At 41.2% G+C, this 14,884-nt stretch carries 16 protein-coding genes; 7 read left to right on the top strand and 9 right to left on the bottom strand.

Annotation, left to right across the window (positions count from 1 at the left end; all coding sequences use genetic code 11):
* Nucleotides 1-6: 6 nt before the first annotated feature.
* Nucleotides 7-894, bottom strand: a complete 888-nt coding sequence (gene metF / locus GNIT_RS02580; RefSeq protein ID WP_014107574.1) for a methylenetetrahydrofolate reductase — start codon at nt 892-894, stop codon at nt 7-9.
* A gap of 140 nt (nt 895-1,034) precedes the next feature.
* On the opposite strand from metF, the gene metJ reads away from it, so the two are divergent.
* Nucleotides 1,035-1,355: a met regulon transcriptional regulator MetJ gene (gene metJ / locus GNIT_RS02575; RefSeq protein ID WP_014107573.1), complete on the top strand. Its 321-nt coding sequence runs from the start codon at nt 1,035-1,037 to the stop codon at nt 1,353-1,355.
* 57 nt (nt 1,356-1,412) lie between these two features.
* Here metJ and GNIT_RS02570 read toward each other — a convergent pair whose 3' ends face one another.
* Nucleotides 1,413-2,075, bottom strand: coding sequence for a DUF2959 domain-containing protein (locus tag GNIT_RS02570; RefSeq protein WP_014107572.1), 663 nt, complete (start codon nt 2,073-2,075; stop codon nt 1,413-1,415).
* 306 nt (nt 2,076-2,381) lie between these two features.
* Here GNIT_RS02570 and pip point away from each other — a divergent pair, with 306 nt between their 5' ends.
* The 3 genes from pip to GNIT_RS02555 all read left to right on the top strand — a co-directional run bounded on the left by pip (nt 2,382) and on the right by GNIT_RS02555 (nt 4,855).
* Nucleotides 2,382-3,347, top strand: a complete 966-nt coding sequence (pip, locus tag GNIT_RS02565) for a prolyl aminopeptidase (protein WP_014107571.1) — start codon at nt 2,382-2,384, stop codon at nt 3,345-3,347.
* Nucleotides 3,344-3,781, top strand: coding sequence for a D-aminoacyl-tRNA deacylase (gene dtd / locus GNIT_RS02560; RefSeq protein WP_014107570.1), 438 nt, complete (start codon nt 3,344-3,346; stop codon nt 3,779-3,781). The genes pip and dtd overlap by 4 nt, the downstream gene beginning before the upstream one ends.
* Before the next feature lie 165 nt (nt 3,782-3,946).
* A complete protein-coding gene (locus GNIT_RS02555) occupies nt 3,947-4,855 on the top strand; it encodes a bifunctional GNAT family N-acetyltransferase/hotdog fold thioesterase (RefSeq protein ID WP_014107569.1) in 909 nt (302 codons plus the stop codon).
* 196 nt (nt 4,856-5,051) lie between these two features.
* On the opposite strand, the gene rpoH is transcribed toward GNIT_RS02555, so the two are convergent.
* Nucleotides 5,052-5,903: an RNA polymerase sigma factor RpoH gene (gene rpoH, locus GNIT_RS02550; RefSeq protein ID WP_041246578.1), complete on the bottom strand. Its 852-nt coding sequence runs from the start codon at nt 5,901-5,903 to the stop codon at nt 5,052-5,054.
* A gap of 279 nt (nt 5,904-6,182) precedes the next feature.
* On the opposite strand from rpoH, the gene GNIT_RS02545 reads away from it, so the two are divergent.
* A complete protein-coding gene (locus tag GNIT_RS02545; RefSeq protein ID WP_014107567.1) occupies nt 6,183-7,412 on the top strand; it encodes an EAL and HDOD domain-containing protein in 1,230 nt (409 codons plus the stop codon).
* A gap of 21 nt (nt 7,413-7,433) precedes the next feature.
* Nucleotides 7,434-8,675, top strand: coding sequence for an EAL and HDOD domain-containing protein (locus GNIT_RS02540; RefSeq protein ID WP_014107566.1), 1,242 nt, complete (start codon nt 7,434-7,436; stop codon nt 8,673-8,675).
* 23 nt (nt 8,676-8,698) lie between these two features.
* Here GNIT_RS02540 and GNIT_RS02535 read toward each other — a convergent pair whose 3' ends face one another.
* From GNIT_RS02535 to ftsY, 5 genes are all read right to left on the bottom strand, one after another.
* A complete protein-coding gene (locus tag GNIT_RS02535) occupies nt 8,699-9,928 on the bottom strand; it encodes an EAL and HDOD domain-containing protein (RefSeq protein ID WP_014107565.1) in 1,230 nt (409 codons plus the stop codon).
* Between the two features lie 65 nt (nt 9,929-9,993).
* Complete coding sequence (locus GNIT_RS02530) at nt 9,994-10,413, bottom strand: hypothetical protein (protein WP_014107564.1); 420 nt, start codon at nt 10,411-10,413, stop codon at nt 9,994-9,996.
* 76 nt (nt 10,414-10,489) lie between these two features.
* Nucleotides 10,490-11,470 (bottom strand): permease-like cell division protein FtsX, encoded by a 981-nt coding sequence (gene ftsX / locus GNIT_RS02525; protein ID WP_014107563.1) that lies wholly within the window; start codon nt 11,468-11,470, stop codon nt 10,490-10,492.
* Nucleotides 11,467-12,159: a cell division ATP-binding protein FtsE gene (gene ftsE / locus GNIT_RS02520; protein ID WP_014107562.1), complete on the bottom strand. Its 693-nt coding sequence runs from the start codon at nt 12,157-12,159 to the stop codon at nt 11,467-11,469. Before ftsE ends, ftsX begins: the two co-directional genes overlap by 4 nt.
* Before the next feature lie 11 nt (nt 12,160-12,170).
* Entirely contained in the window at nt 12,171-13,511 is a 1,341-nt protein-coding gene (gene ftsY / locus GNIT_RS02515) for a signal recognition particle-docking protein FtsY (protein WP_014107561.1), read from the bottom strand.
* 83 nt (nt 13,512-13,594) lie between these two features.
* Between ftsY and rsmD the strand changes: the two genes are divergently transcribed.
* Entirely contained in the window at nt 13,595-14,182 is a 588-nt protein-coding gene (rsmD, locus tag GNIT_RS02510; RefSeq protein WP_014107560.1) for a 16S rRNA (guanine(966)-N(2))-methyltransferase RsmD, read from the top strand.
* A 58-nt stretch (nt 14,183-14,240) separates the two neighbouring features.
* Here the strand turns inward: rsmD and GNIT_RS02505 are convergent, their stop codons facing one another.
* Entirely contained in the window at nt 14,241-14,861 is a 621-nt protein-coding gene (locus tag GNIT_RS02505; protein ID WP_014107559.1) for a YjaG family protein, read from the bottom strand.
* Nucleotides 14,862-14,884 lie beyond the last annotated feature (23 nt).

Genomic DNA, 14,884 nt, shown 5'->3' with positions numbered 1-14,884 from the left:
GAATGCTTACTTTTGGCTGCGCAAACCTAACATGTGGCAGATTGCATAACTCAACTCGCAGCGATTCAAAGTGTAAAAGTGAAAATGTTTCACTCCTTCTTTTGCTAATACTTTGACCATATCCATTGCGATGTTTGCCCCCATCAAATTCCTAGTAGCTTGGTCGTCGGCATCCAGTCCGTCGTACATTTTATGCAGCCAGTTGGGAACGTGCACATTCGTGAATCCAGCAAAACGCTGGAGCGTTTGGTAGTTGGTAACAGGCAATATACCAGGAACAATATCTAAATCGATCCCTGCTGCGGCGGCTCTGTCTCTAAAACGCAAAAAGACGCTAGTGTCGAAGAAAAACTGAGTAATTGCCTCATTTGCACCAGCTTCTGCTTTGCGCTTGAGATTTAACAAATCAAATTGTGTATTAGGCGCTTCTGGATGTTTTTCTGGATAAGCCGCAACCGAAATATCAAAATCAGCGACATCTTTCAATAAAGTCACTAGGTCTGACGCGTACATGTCGGTTTTTTCTACACCAGGCGGTAAGTCCCCACGCAGCGCTACAATGCGTCGAATACCTGAATCCCAATAATCCTTTGCAATTTGTCGAAGCTCTGTTGGCGTTGCGTCTACACAGGTTAAATGGGGGGCAGTTGAAACGCCTGTTTCTTTATAAATTCTTTTCACAACCGCATGTGTTCTATCTCTTTCGCCACTGTTTGCACCATAAGTTACAGACATATATTTTGGCTTTAGTGGCGCGAGACGCTCAACAGACTTCCATAAAGTTTTCTCCATCGCTTCAGAATTTGGCGGAAAAAATTCGAAAGAAACATCAATATCTCTCAATTCGGATAGAGACTGATTTAGTGCGTCGATGCCTTGGGCGTATGAAACCATTCTTTTACTGCTCACTTTTGGACGTTTAGACGTCTAAATTACGTTTTATACGGGTAGACGTCAAGAAGTTTACACTTCTAGATTGATATTTTTTCTATTCCAGTTAAAATTTTACAATAATTAAAAAGTTAAGGATTCACATGGCAGAGTGGAATGGTAAATATATTCACCCATATGCTGAGCACGGCAAAAAAAATGAGCAAGTCAAAAAAGTGACTGTTTCAATTCCGATTAATGTGTTGAAAGTACTTACTGATGAGAGAACCCGACGTCAGGTTAATAACTTACGTCATGCCACTAACTCAGAGTTGCTATGCGAAGCATTTCTGCATGCATTTACTGGGCAACCTTTGCCCGACGACAGTGATATCAAGAAGGATAATCCAAATCGTATACCAGCTTCCGCGAGAGACATCATGCAGAAAATGGGTATTGATATCGAGGCGGTCGAATCTGAATAAAAAGCTCATGTGAACGGCTTGGTGAGCCCAGTTGACGGGCTCAATTGAGAGCTTATGCTAGTTTCTGATGCTTTTAATAAAGTCGTCTGATTGCGCAATGGCAACATTCATCTCTTTTATCAAGCTGCTTACATCTTGCTTAATACTGTTAAACTCACCTTGAAGAGCCCCTATCGCCTCTGCGTTTAAATTATGCTTTAAAGCAAAAACATTGTCTTGTAGCGCAACCAAAACTGGCGCCATACTCTTTTCAACTTTTCTCATCGAGACTAGTAATGTTGCATATTTTCTTCTAGTTTCAGCGAGTTTACGTTTGCTATCCCTCTGCAGATTAGCGCTAGAAATCATATCAATTTCAGCTTCCCATTCGACAAACAAAGCGTTGGCCACTCCCTCTACTTTATCTATTCTTCGCGTTACCGACGCTGCACTTTCTTTACTGGCTTCTAGCTGATCGCTTAGATTATTATAAATATCTTCTAATTCACCACCATCAAAATTAATAAGTGAACTAAATTCATCAAGTGCGGAGGCGAACTGTTCTTGAGCGTCTTTTTGGCTATCCTGAGCATCTTCGACGCGGTCAACAAGTATATCTCTTTTTTCAACACCCAACTTTTCCCACATGCCGTAATAAGCGCCATCTACTGCCGATTGACAAGCTGTTAGAGACAAAAAACAAAGACAAAACAGTGAACGCAACACAAAAAAACGGGGCATAAACATTTCCTTTTACAATATTAAAACCGCAACACACTGAATTTTAACACGGGAAGAAAGATAAATGACATAAAACTGTTGTATTTTCAGGCTACTTTGTGGCCGAACATTCAACAGCCTAATAAGAATTCTAAGCATTTCAATGTATGCGATTGTGTTGACTATCGCCCTGTTTGAAAGCATATTACACTTATGCTGGCCTGTATTTACCTGTTTTTAATAGCAATATATAAAGAGAACTCTTAATGTTCAGCCGTCTTTTCATGAACAGTACAATACTTCGTAACATTTAGTAATAGGCACTATATGCACGAAACTTTTCACACCAACACAGCTTATCATCATCAAACCATAGAGGTTTCGGATGGCCACAAACTGTACGTTGAGCAAAGCGGTAATCCTCAAGGTATCCCAATCATATATATGCACGGCGGTCCAGGGGCTGGTTTAGGTAAAAATTATCAATGGCCCTTTAACCCGCTCAAATACCGCGTTATCGGTGTTGATCAGCGTGGCTGCGGCCGCTCTTCTCCGTTTGGCGACACTAAACATAATACAACTCAGCTGTTAATTGCAGACTTTGAATTAATCCGCAAGCAGCTTGGTATAGACAAATGGATCGTATTTGGCGGTTCGTGGGGCTCAACGCTTGCGTTAATATACTCAATTCAATATCCCCAGTTTGTCATATCTATGGTATTGCGCGGTGTATTCCTAGCCCGCAAAGAAGACTTTGACTGGTTTTTATTACCTTCCGGTTGCGCAGCACAAATATATCCCGAAGCCTACGAAAAATTTTCACGACACATTAGCGACAAGTCTTCATCTGACGTTGTTTGCAAGCAATTTATCAGTTTGTTTGAAAGCAATCAGGCCAGCAAAAGCTTTGCAGCGCTGAAGTCATGGTTTGACTGGGAAGGATATATTTCAAGGCTGATTGCACCTAATGTCATGATGAGTGATTTAAGCACTGATAAACAAATTAAAAGTCTTGCGCTACTCGAGTGTCATTACCTTTTGAATAAATGTTTTATTGAAGAAAACTATATCTTAAACAATATATCCAAAATTGAAGGCATTCCCTGCCATATCGTGCACGGGCGTTATGATATGGTGTGTAAGTTAGAAGCAGCGTATTCTGTTCACAAAGCACTCCCCCAGTCTACCCTGAAAATAGTAAATAATGCCGGTCACAGCATGTCTGAACAAGGTATTGCAAATGCGCTCACCAATATCATGAATGAAATGTTTGAAATAGGTGGCAACGCTTGAAAGGACTCATTCAGAGAGTAAAATCGGCATCCGTCAACGTTAATGACAAAAAAGTAGCCAGTATTGACATTGGCATTCTACTTTTACTTGGTATCGAAAAAGGGGACGACGTACTTCAGGTCGAAAAAATGGCTCGCAAAGTGTTTAACTATAGAATATTTTCTGACGCCGATGGCAAAATGAATAAAAGCCTAACGGATATAAACGGTGAATTGCTGGTGGTGTCACAATTTACCTTGGTTGCAGACACAACGAAAGGTAACAGACCAGGCTTCTCAAAAGGCGCAGCACCTGCACATGGAGAGTTTATCTATCAGTCTTTCATTGAACATGTACGCAGTGAATATAGCGAGTGTAAAACGGGCGTTTTCGGCGCAGATATGGCCATAACATTAATTAACGATGGCCCTGTTACGTTTTGGATTGAAACCTAAATTCAATATCACTTAACTTCATCACCAAACTTTGTATTCATCTTTATTTTTTACAATAAAAGACCGTAATCTTATTCGCTACTAGTCAATTGGGCGCAATTCAAGCTACACTTAATGATTACAAAAATGCAGTATAGTCACCTAAATACAACATGAGGATAGCTATTGTTTACTATATCAACGCCTAAGTCAGAACAAGAACTCAATGACTATTTTCATTTTAGATGGCAATGGCTGCGCGAACAGTGGGGATTTCCTGAAGGTTCAGAAAAAGATGAATACGAAACGGTTAGTGAGCATCGAGTTATTTTAAATCCATCTGGTGAAATAGTTGCGTGCGGCCGAATTCATTTGAATACAGCAGAAGAGGCGCAAATAAGACATATAGCGGTAGACAAAAAGTATAGACGCAAAGGCGTAGGTCACCTCATACTCGGCGCCCTAGAGGTTGTAGCTCGTGATTTAGGCGCAAAGAGAACTGTCACTAACTCTCGAGAAACCTCAATATCATTTTTTTCATCATGTGGTTACAGTATCGAAAAAGAAGCCCCTGTAGAGCTTGGCAAATTAAAGCGCAAGCATATGTTCAAATTATTAGTCGATAACAATGTGCTTGTACTTCATCCGCAGTGGTGTAAAGAGTTACAAGACACTTGGCATGAGAAGATACCGATTACTGAACATATGGGCATAACGCTTCATCAATACACTGAGCGTACCATTGAAACCAGAGCCTCGTTGAATAAGAATATAAACCTGCATGGCTCCATGTTTGCCGGAAGTATTTTTTCACAAGCAACGTTAACGGGTTGGGGAATGATATTTTTGCAGTTGAAGCAAAAAGAAATGCAGGGGGAAATTGTGCTTGGCGATGGTAATATCCATTATCATAAGCCGATTACAATGCGTCCTCGCGCTATTTGCAATATTGAATCTGTTAAGGCTCGCTTTGATTTACTGAAGGCTAATAAAAAGTGCCCTATTGAACTCACCGTTGACATTCATGATGGTGACGTTTCTGTCGCCAGCTTTACGGGTAAATATTGGGTCATACCAGAAAAGAAAGAAGCCTAAGTAAATTTAACAAGTAGCCGAAACAGCGATAATCTTGGCAACTCGAATAAACACTTTATTTTCCCTCAGCTAAGACCCACTTTTAGTTTTATATAGAACAAAAGTGGTGTTACGAAATACAAAAAAGCGCCGGTGTCTCCATCGGCGCTTTTTTTATACTAGCATTAGGTTAGCAATCTTAGTTAGGCGATGCTGCCTATACCATTGCTGCCTGTAATTTTTTCAGCGCATTCTTTTCAATTTGGCGAACACGTTCTGCTGAAACCTGATATTCATCTGCAAGATCTTGTAAGGTCATCTTATCGTCGGATAACCATCTTGTTTCAATAATATGCTGGCTTCTTGCATCAAGCGTTTTTATTGCTGAGTACAAACTGTCCGACGCGTTTTTATCATGGTCACTGTTGATGACGTCCATTTCCACATCTGTGGTCTTGTCTTCGAGGTACTGCGCTGGAGCAAACGCACTTGATTCATCGTCGTCATTAGTTAAATCAAAGGCGGCATCTTGACTGCTCATACGAGCTTCCATCTGCAGCACTTCTTTGGTACTTACGCCAAGCTCTTCCGCAACCTTTTGCACTTCGGCATGTGTGAACCAACCCAAACGCTTCTTGGCTTTGCGAAGGTTAAAAAACAACTTACGCTGTGCTTTGGTCGTGGCAACTTTCACTATGCGCCAGTTCTTGAGCACAAACTCATGAATTTCCGCTTTTATCCAGTGCACCGCAAATGAAACTAGACGGACACCTACACTCGGGTCGAAGCGTTTAACCGCCTTCATAAGACCAATATTACCTTCTTGAATAAGGTCAGCCTGGGGCAAACCATATCCTGCGTAAGATTTCGCAACATGAACTACGAAGCGAAGGTGTGACATGACTAGCTTTCGTGCAGCTTCAAGGTCACCGTCATCGAATAAACGAACTGCGAGAGACTTTTCTTCATCTGCCGTCAACATATTAATGCTGCTCACCGCTGAAACGTAGCTTTCGATACTGCCACTACGCGGGACGCTCAATGCTAAATTTTGCATTTTTGTACTCATTTTTACCTCGTTGCTTCGTTCTGCAAGTGAAAGCTCAGGATTTCTGAACAACTCATACATTAATAGACAATATGCCAGACCGAAAGTTCGATTAAATTATTTAGATAAATATAAGGCTTCTTACTCAGAACTCAAGGTCTAAGGTCGAAAATATTTACTTTTATTCTAATATTTTTATAATTAGGCGATAACGCTATATTATTATATGCTAAATTCAAGAAACGATCACAAAGATAAGCAGTATTTTATTATTTCGCTTCACTTTCGAGCAGTTAATTAATGTTTTCATATGTAGCAAGACAAGCCATCTATAATGTTGAAAAACGTGTATTTGCATACGAACTATTATTCAGGGACGGTGATAGCAATTGTTTTCCTGATATGTCGCCTGACGAAGCCACCAGCAGCATGATCGCGAACAGCCACCTTACCGTTGGCATTGAAGACATTACCTTCAACAAACCTGCCTTTATCAATTTTCACAAAGACACACTGCTGTATAGATTCCCTTCAACACTTGATCCAATGAATGTCGTTATTGAAATAGTCGAAACCGTTGAAGTGAACGATGAGCTCGTTCAAGCCTGCAAGCACATTCGAGATCTTGGTTATCAACTTGCACTGGACGACTATGATTTTGCTCCTCGATGGGATATATTTCTTCCTTTCGTTGACTATATTAAAGTCGAAGTTGAAGAGATTGAAAAGCAAGGTGCCGCCGCCGTAGCTAAAATTCAGGCATTTAATGCCCAAGGCATTAAAGTAATTGCCGAAAAAGTAGAAACGCACGAACAGTTTGAACGTTTCAAGGCAATGGGCGTAAAACTTTTTCAGGGATATTTTTTGGCTCGCCCTGAAATGATACGTCACCGGGATTTAAATACATCACTACATTCTGTCACTGAGCTTGTTAGTTTAAGTAATTCGCCTAATTTTGATACCAAAGAAGTCGCTAAAGTGATTGAAAAAGACGTTGGCTTGGCATATAAGCTAATGCGTTTCATCAACAATCCGATGATCAATAAACGACAAAAAATTGAGTCGTTGCAGCACGCCATTAATTACATGGGTCATGTCGAGATTAAAAAGTTCATTGCCCTATTAGCACTGGCGAACATGCGCGGCGAAAAGCCTTCGGAACTCTTAATTCAATCCTTGGTGAGAGCTCGTTTTTGCTCACTCATGTCCATAGAATTAAAGTTACCCGAAAATCCGCCAACCAGCTTTTTATTAGGGCTGTTCTCAATGCTCGATGCTTTGCTTGATCAGCAAATGGAGCATTTAGTTGAAAAACTGCCAGTTGGCGAAGAATTACGAGATGCTTTGTGTAAAAAGAATATTGATTCAACGATGGGCCTGCAAATGCGTGCTTGTTTTGCATTTGAAGAGGCTAATTGGGAAGAAATAGATTATATTGCCATTCAGTTTGAACTAACAGGTGAACGCTTATACACGCTTTATTACGAAGCGATGCATTGGGCTGAAAACATGAATAGTTCAATTACTTAAAAGCCAAACAAGGAAGTATAGATGTTTGCATTTATTGCTCGCCAGCCAATCTTAGACAAAGACCAGACACTCTTTGCTTACGAACTTTTGTTTAGAGACGGCGCCAATGGTAGCTATCCTGAACACGATCCCACAAAGTCAGAGCTAATAAACGCACGATTTAATACATTGGGTATTGACGATATCTCTGGCAATCAACGCGCCTTCATTAACTTTCTTCCAGAAACCATTATTAATCGTTTCCCTCAAGAACTGTCATCAGATAATATCGTTGTTGAACTGACGCAAAACCCAGCTGTTAATTCAGGTTTGATGAATGCCTGTGAATTCCTTAAGAACTCAGGGTACCAAATTGCGCTCAACGATAATCGGCTGCAGTCAGCTGTTTTAGCACCCTATCCTTATATTGATATTGTTAAAGTTGATATCGATAAAATCAGCATCCAAGTGCTCGAAAAGCACATACCTGCTCTAGCTGCTTCAGGTATTCAGCTTGTTGCAGAACAAGTATCAACTCTCGATCAATTTGCAATGTGCCGTGATTTGGGTTTTGATTATTTTCAAGGCTATTTTTTCACCCAACCTCAGACCAAAACAGCGAAAGCTTTACCATCATCCAAAATAACGCTGCTCGAGTTAATGTCGTTGAGCGCTAATGCTCATTTCGATATCGAGAGAGTAGCAAGCATTATTGAGCGTGACGCTGCCCTATCCTATTTGCTGCTGCGGTTTATCAACAATCCCATGATAAATAAGCGTGAAAAAATCACTTCACTTCGCCATGCACTGCATTATTTGGGTGAAGTTGACGTTAAAAAGTTTATCGCCCTGCTTTCACTCGCGAGTCTAAATGACACAAAACCGGTTGAGTTGCTGCAGGTGTCACTGGTCAGAGCAAAGTTTTGTGAGTTATTCGAATTGCATAAGCACGGTAAGAAAAAAGCAATGTCAGCATTTATCGTAGGCTTATTTTCTCTCTTGGATACTATTTTGGATGGCGATATGCCGTCAATTCTAGAGAAGTTGCCTATCAGTGATGATATAAAGCAAGCACTGCTGGGAGTCGAGGGTGAATATACTCAATACCTTGTAACAGTCAAAGCATTTGAAAGTGGCCTTTGGGGCAAAATCATAAGCCAGGCTAGCAACTTAGATATTTCACAAAAAGAACTGCACAGTATATTTAATGATGCTATTCGCTGGAGCAACGAAATGCGTCAAGCTTTATCTGACTTTTTCCCTAGAACAAAGCCTATCGCCTAAGTCAATGCAGGAAAAGCCAGCCACTAGTCGAACGTCGACTTCATTTCGTTTGCCCAATTGATGGCTTCGTAGTGCATTGAAAAAATGTCTGAAATAGACAGCTTTGTCTCTTTAGAAATTGTATCAATTGCATCCCAATCGGCTCTATCCAAAGCTTTGCAGAGTCGATATTGACTAGCCAACGTACCTTCTTCATTTACTTCACACAGAACATCAACAATAGTTTCCGAAAATGGTAGGGTCTTCAACACATCGACCATTGTGGTATCTAGCAGTGCGTCAATCTTTGAAAACAGTCCTAATATAAAACTGTTGGGCGGATCTTCTTTCTGCCCCATAGCTGTGGCAAGCAACTTACAGAAATGTGCTCTAACTAAGCTTGTCACAAGCAAATCAATTGGTTTATTGCCCTTTAAATTAGCAATTGCTAACAATGCGATAAACTTTTTAAGTTCTACGTGACCTAGATACTTTAAGGCATGACCCAATGTTTCTATTTTTTGTCGTTTGTTGAACATTGGGTTGTTAATGAAACGCATAAGCTTAAAGGTCAATCCGACGTCTTTCTCGAAGACCTTATTCACTTTTTCTATGTCAAATTCTTCCGAGACACTAATACCAACTAGTTCAGCAACTGAGGTTGTGGAAAGCTCTATATCTTTATGTTTTATGACTTCTGGGCGGGATAAAAAGTAGCCTTGAAAATAATCGAAACCGGCACCTTTGAAACGCTCAAATTCGTCATGAGTTTCTACTTTCTCTGCCAATAAGGTTTTACCCTGCTTTTTAAAGTCCGCCAATGTTTGTATAACAATAGGATCATCTAAGTTAACCAGGTCAACTTCTAGCTTAATGTAGCTAACCAGATGCATTATCGCATCCCATTGCTTAGAGAAATCGAAATCATCTAACGCAATTTGATAACCTAGGTCACGAATATGCTCACACGCTTTGATTAGCTCACTCGTTACCTTAACTGTTTCAACAATTTCGATAACAACATTGAGCGGATCAAGAGTTGAAGGGAATCGATACAACAGCGTGTCTTGGTGAAAATTAATGAAGGCAGGCTTATTTCCAGTAATACTTTCGACGCCAACCGAAAGGTGACTGCCCGCCAACATGCTGCTGGTGGCTTCGTCCGGAGAAATATCAGGAAAACAATTTTTGACTCCGTCCCGAAAAAGTAATTCATAAGCAAAAACACGTTTTTCGCTATCGTATATCGCTTGCCTTGCTACATATGCAAACATCAGGAATCCTACTTAAAATAAACCGCCGAAACCTTGCACTTGGCAGTATTACAACAAATCATCTTTTACAATAAGATAACAACATAAGCGCCTAAGAGGATAAGAACGAGGTGAGGGAAAACAACCGTCGGTTTCGCCAAATGTCGTAAATACTCTGACACCAAAAATACGATCCCTCGCGGCTTGGCTTCCCAAGCGGTATTGAACTGGATACTGCTGTCGCTCTGAGAGCTTGATAAACTGCTTTCTATCTGTAGCAAGCGTTCGCTAAACCTAGATTGAAACGTTTTCCAAACGGCATCCTGAACCCACAAAATACTATTGAGCACCAATATAATTTCAGGGTGAATTAGTGTAATAGAAAACAAAGAAGCAAGCAAAACCGCAAGCAATTTAATGCCTAATGAGAGCTTTTCAAACGCATCGCACTGATTTTGTAGTGTCACCCACTCAGTCAATAATGGGCTTTTCTGACTTTCTAGCAATGTAATCTATCCAATATAACAAATAATAAAACTTGAGCAAAGAATGTAAAGCTTTGCATGCATGAAGCAGGTATTTCTATCGGGGCTCAATGTCTTTTACGTGACGTTGAACAGATAACAGCGACCCAGCTATTCCCAGACCAACAGACACCGTGAGCATTACTATTAGGGTGCTCAAATCCATAGCGGTGAGATCAAAACTCACTTGGTATTTTTCCATAAAATTTTGCATGCTGTAGTCAACCCACAGCAAAATGAGTAATACGGTAACCCAGGCCATTACTCCGCCTAAGAAACCGAACCAAAAGCCGGTGTATAAAAATGGCCTTTGAATGAAAGCATCGGTGGCGCCAACCAGCTTCATCACAACAATTTCGTCACGTTTATTTAAAATATTAAGTCGAATGGTGTTGCCGATAATAAGCACTACTGCAAAAAATAAGAGAACCGCCAGCAAGGTAACCAGATCCTTGGCAATGCCGATAAGTGCATACAAACGTTCCAACCACTCTATATCTAACTTGCCAATTTCGACTTCCCTCTCTTTGCGCAACTTATCAAGGAGAATGCCTGCAGCGGTCGGGCTTGCATGTTTGCTGGTTGGCACAACAAGCACCACGGCGGGCAGGGGATTGGTTTCAAGGTAGTTTAAGGCATCACCGAGACCAGAGAGTATTTGAAACTCTTTTAAGCCCTCTTCAGAGCTAATATAGGCAACCTCAGCTATTTCAGGCCAGAGGCGCAGGCGCGTTAATAGTTGCTGAGCACTGGCATCTGTCACACCACTTTTAAGAAACAGTGATATTTCTGATGCTTGCTCCCACTGCTGACTGATTTGTTCAGTATTTTTAACAAGCACATAAAGCGTGCTAGGCAAAGTAATGCTAAAACCGAGAACACCAATAGTCATCAAGGAAGCAAAAGGTGAACGCCATAGTTCACCAAGACTGTTAACCGCTTGACGTAAGTGATCGGTAAAAAACATAATAAGCATCTGAAAAGCGCCAATTTTGACCGATTCAGCGCCCTGTGCGCGCCCTTTAAATAATAGACTCATACGTACAGTCCTTGATTCGGCTGCTCATCGAGGCCATCAGTGATCATTTGCCCATTCTTCAGCGTTAATGTTCGATACTTCATGCGCGCAATCAGGCCCAAATCATGGGTCGCGATGAAAACAGAAACCCCCGCCTGATTAAAGTCTTCAAACAGGCGAATAATTTCCATAGAAAGCTTCGGGTCAAGGTTTCCTGTAGGCTCATCTGCTAATAATAATGGAGGCCGATTGACGACAGCCCTTGCAATACCAACACGCTGTTGTTCGCCGCCTGACAATGTAATTGGAAGGTTTTTTGCTTTATCTCGTAAGCCAACCATCTCTAAGGCGGCGTCGACACGTTTAGCGATATTCTTTCGAGTGTGACCTTCGATAACAAGAGGCAAAGACACATTGTCAAAGACCGTCTTGTCCATCAGTAACTGGTGACTTTGAAATATCATGCCTATATCACGTCGAATGTAGGCAATGTCTCGACGCTTTATTGAACTAAGATTATGTCCATTGATAAGCACTCGACCAACAGTAGGCCTTTCCATTATGCTGATAAGCTTCAGTAGGGTACTTTTTCCTGCACCGGAGTGGCCTGTTAAAAAAGCCATTTCACCTTGTTCTACGTGAAAGTCGACTTTTCGCAACGCCTGTTGGCCTCCGGGATAGGTTTTGCTTACCTGCTCAAACTTTATCAACCTGACATCCTTTACTGTTGCTCAGTAATATCCTGACTAAACAATGCATCAACAAATTGCTGTGCTTCAAATGGACGAAGGTCGTCTATACCTTCTCCTATCCCAATATAACGGATCGGGATACCGAATTGATCGGCAAGTGAAAAAATAATACCACCTTTTGCCGTTCCGTCTAATTTGGTTAAATTAATGCCGCTGATACCCACTGCTTCGTTGAATATTTTGGTTTGACTCACTGCATTTTGACCCGTGCTTGCATCAAGCGTCAACATAACTTCATGCGGTGCATTCGGATTAATCTTTTTCATTACTCGAACCACTTTTTTAAGTTCTTCTATTAAGTGATTTTTATTCTGCAGTCGCCCCGCTGTATCGGCGATAAGTACATCGACCCCTTTCGCTTTAGCCGAGGCCAACGCGTCAAAGATAACCGACGCGCTGTCTGAGCCGGTTTGTTGTGCAACCACTGGAATATTGTTGCGTTCGCCCCACACCTGCAGTTGTTCTACTGCAGCCGCTCTGAAGGTATCGCCGGCTGCCAGCATGACTTTTTTACCCTCTCTTTGAAACTGCTTTGCTAATTTCCCGATGGTTGTCGTTTTACCGACACCGTTAACACCAATCATCAGGATAACAAAAGGCTCTTTATTACCATTCTCATCATTTTGCGTTGTTAGATCGAGGGGCTTAGAAACTGGCTCCAGCAAAGCTTTCATCTGTTCTTTAAGGAGGTCATAAAGTGCATCACCGTTTTTCAGCTGTGACAACTTTGCACTCTCAGTAAGGCTATTAATAATTTTTGTGGTCGTTGTGATACCAACGTCAGCGATGAGTAACTGTGTCTCTAATTCCTCATACAAATCGCTATCAATTTTTTTACCGGCAAACAAGGACACGAAACCGGTCCCGATGCTTTCTTTGGTGCGCGATAAACTTTGCCTTAGGCGACTAAAGAAACCGACTGAACTTGGCTTTTCTGCAGTAAACGAATCTACTGATTGTAGGTTTTGTTCTTCTGCGTCAACTATTGGCGCATTTTTAAGAGGGTCATCGCTAATCTCATCATCCGAGAGAGTTTCGTTTACAGATGAGTTTTCTAGCTCTGGTTGAACAGTTATATCAGATTCAGGCGTCACATCAGAAGTTAAGTTGAGATCCGTATTGACGATATCCAACTGTGTTTCTGTTTGCTCAACTGGTGAATGCTCGCTGGAAACCTGTTCAGCGTCAGTTTCAACAGCGTCAGTCGCATTCTTAGTGTCACCTTCTAATGCTTCATGCGCTTGCTTTTCAGTCTTTTCAGGTTCATTTTTAGCCTGATCTTTCTTAAACCAATTAAACAGATTTGCCATGTTGTTCAAAAAATCCTTAACAGCAGGTGGGTAGATTCGGATATAATTTTAAATACAACTCAATACTAACACTTTCATAGCACATGACGCGAGCAAGAAAACAAGCAAATTCAAGCACTGGTTCTATCCGGATTATTGGCGGTAGTCATCGTGGTCGTAAGCTACCGGTGCTTAATGCTGAAGGACTTCGTCCAACAACCGATCGGACTAAAGAAACTCTGTTTAATTGGCTAATGATGGATGTACAGGGTGCAAACTGTCTCGATTGCTTTGCGGGCGCAGGTTCACTGGGCTTTGAGGCCTTATCCAGAGGAGCTAAATCAGTCACCTTCATGGAATTGGACAAACCAGCCTCGAAGCAGCTGCAGGCCAATGCTACTTTGCTTAAATACGATCAAGAGAGCGCGCGTATTTTACAAGGTAATACGCTAGATTTATTAAAACGCGATCCAATGAAGATGGATATTGTATTCATCGACCCACCATTTCAGCAAAATTTAGTGCAGCCTTGTATTGAATTAATCCACGCTCAGGAACTTGTGAAAAGTGGTTCAAAGATTTACATAGAAAGAGAAGTTAACGGTAACTTAATGCAACTTCCCGACAGTTGGCGGCTAATTAAAGACAAATCAACTCAACAAGTGAGTGCACAACTATTCGTTGTAGAGTAATTAATTACCTTAGAAACAAAAGTTATGATTAAAAATTGAAGCGGCAAACACCCTTGCGCTATTCTCCCAAGCTCAAACCGATATTAGACATCTCTTGCGCCTTCATTTCGCGGCGCAGCGATTTGAAGTCAATCGACTTGTTCTTGCACATTGCCAGCACTTCAAGCTGAGTTTCAATTTCAAACTGCATGAGTGGGTCCTGCTTAATTTCTTCATTACTTAAATCCGCTTCCGACAATGCCAATAAATAAGCCTCAACACCGCCCTGACTCAATTTTGCTACCATTACTGCACCATTTGGCTCCTCATCAGACATTAGCTGAAGTGTTGCCGTTAATGCCATGCAAAAATCCAAGGCTGGATAAACACCAAAATTATCAAAATTTTCGATGTCGGGCGTTACTTCTTCAAGTTTCTCTAACTGAACCGCAAAATTAATTTTTGCTTTCGACGCATTTAGCCACTCCCAAATAAGCTCTACGAGCTTAGCCGCAAGTTCTTTGTCACCAAACTCGCTGACATCGCAAAATAACTCATAGTTGGGCAACATTCTTTGTAATAAAGCAGCCGAAAATGCAACCGCTGGCTTCTTCGAAAGATCCCTGACCTGCTGAAATGTGCTCAACTTTTCGCCACTAAACTCGACTTTGCCTTTTTGTTTCATACTTTCATTGGTCATTCTTGAAAACTCAGTTTAAAAAT

Origin of the sequence: Glaciecola nitratireducens FR1064 (assembly GCF_000226565.1) — a bacterium.
Taxonomy (GTDB): Bacteria; Pseudomonadota; Gammaproteobacteria; order Enterobacterales; family Alteromonadaceae; genus Glaciecola; species Glaciecola nitratireducens.
This window is presented reverse-complemented; position numbering and strand designations above follow the sequence as displayed.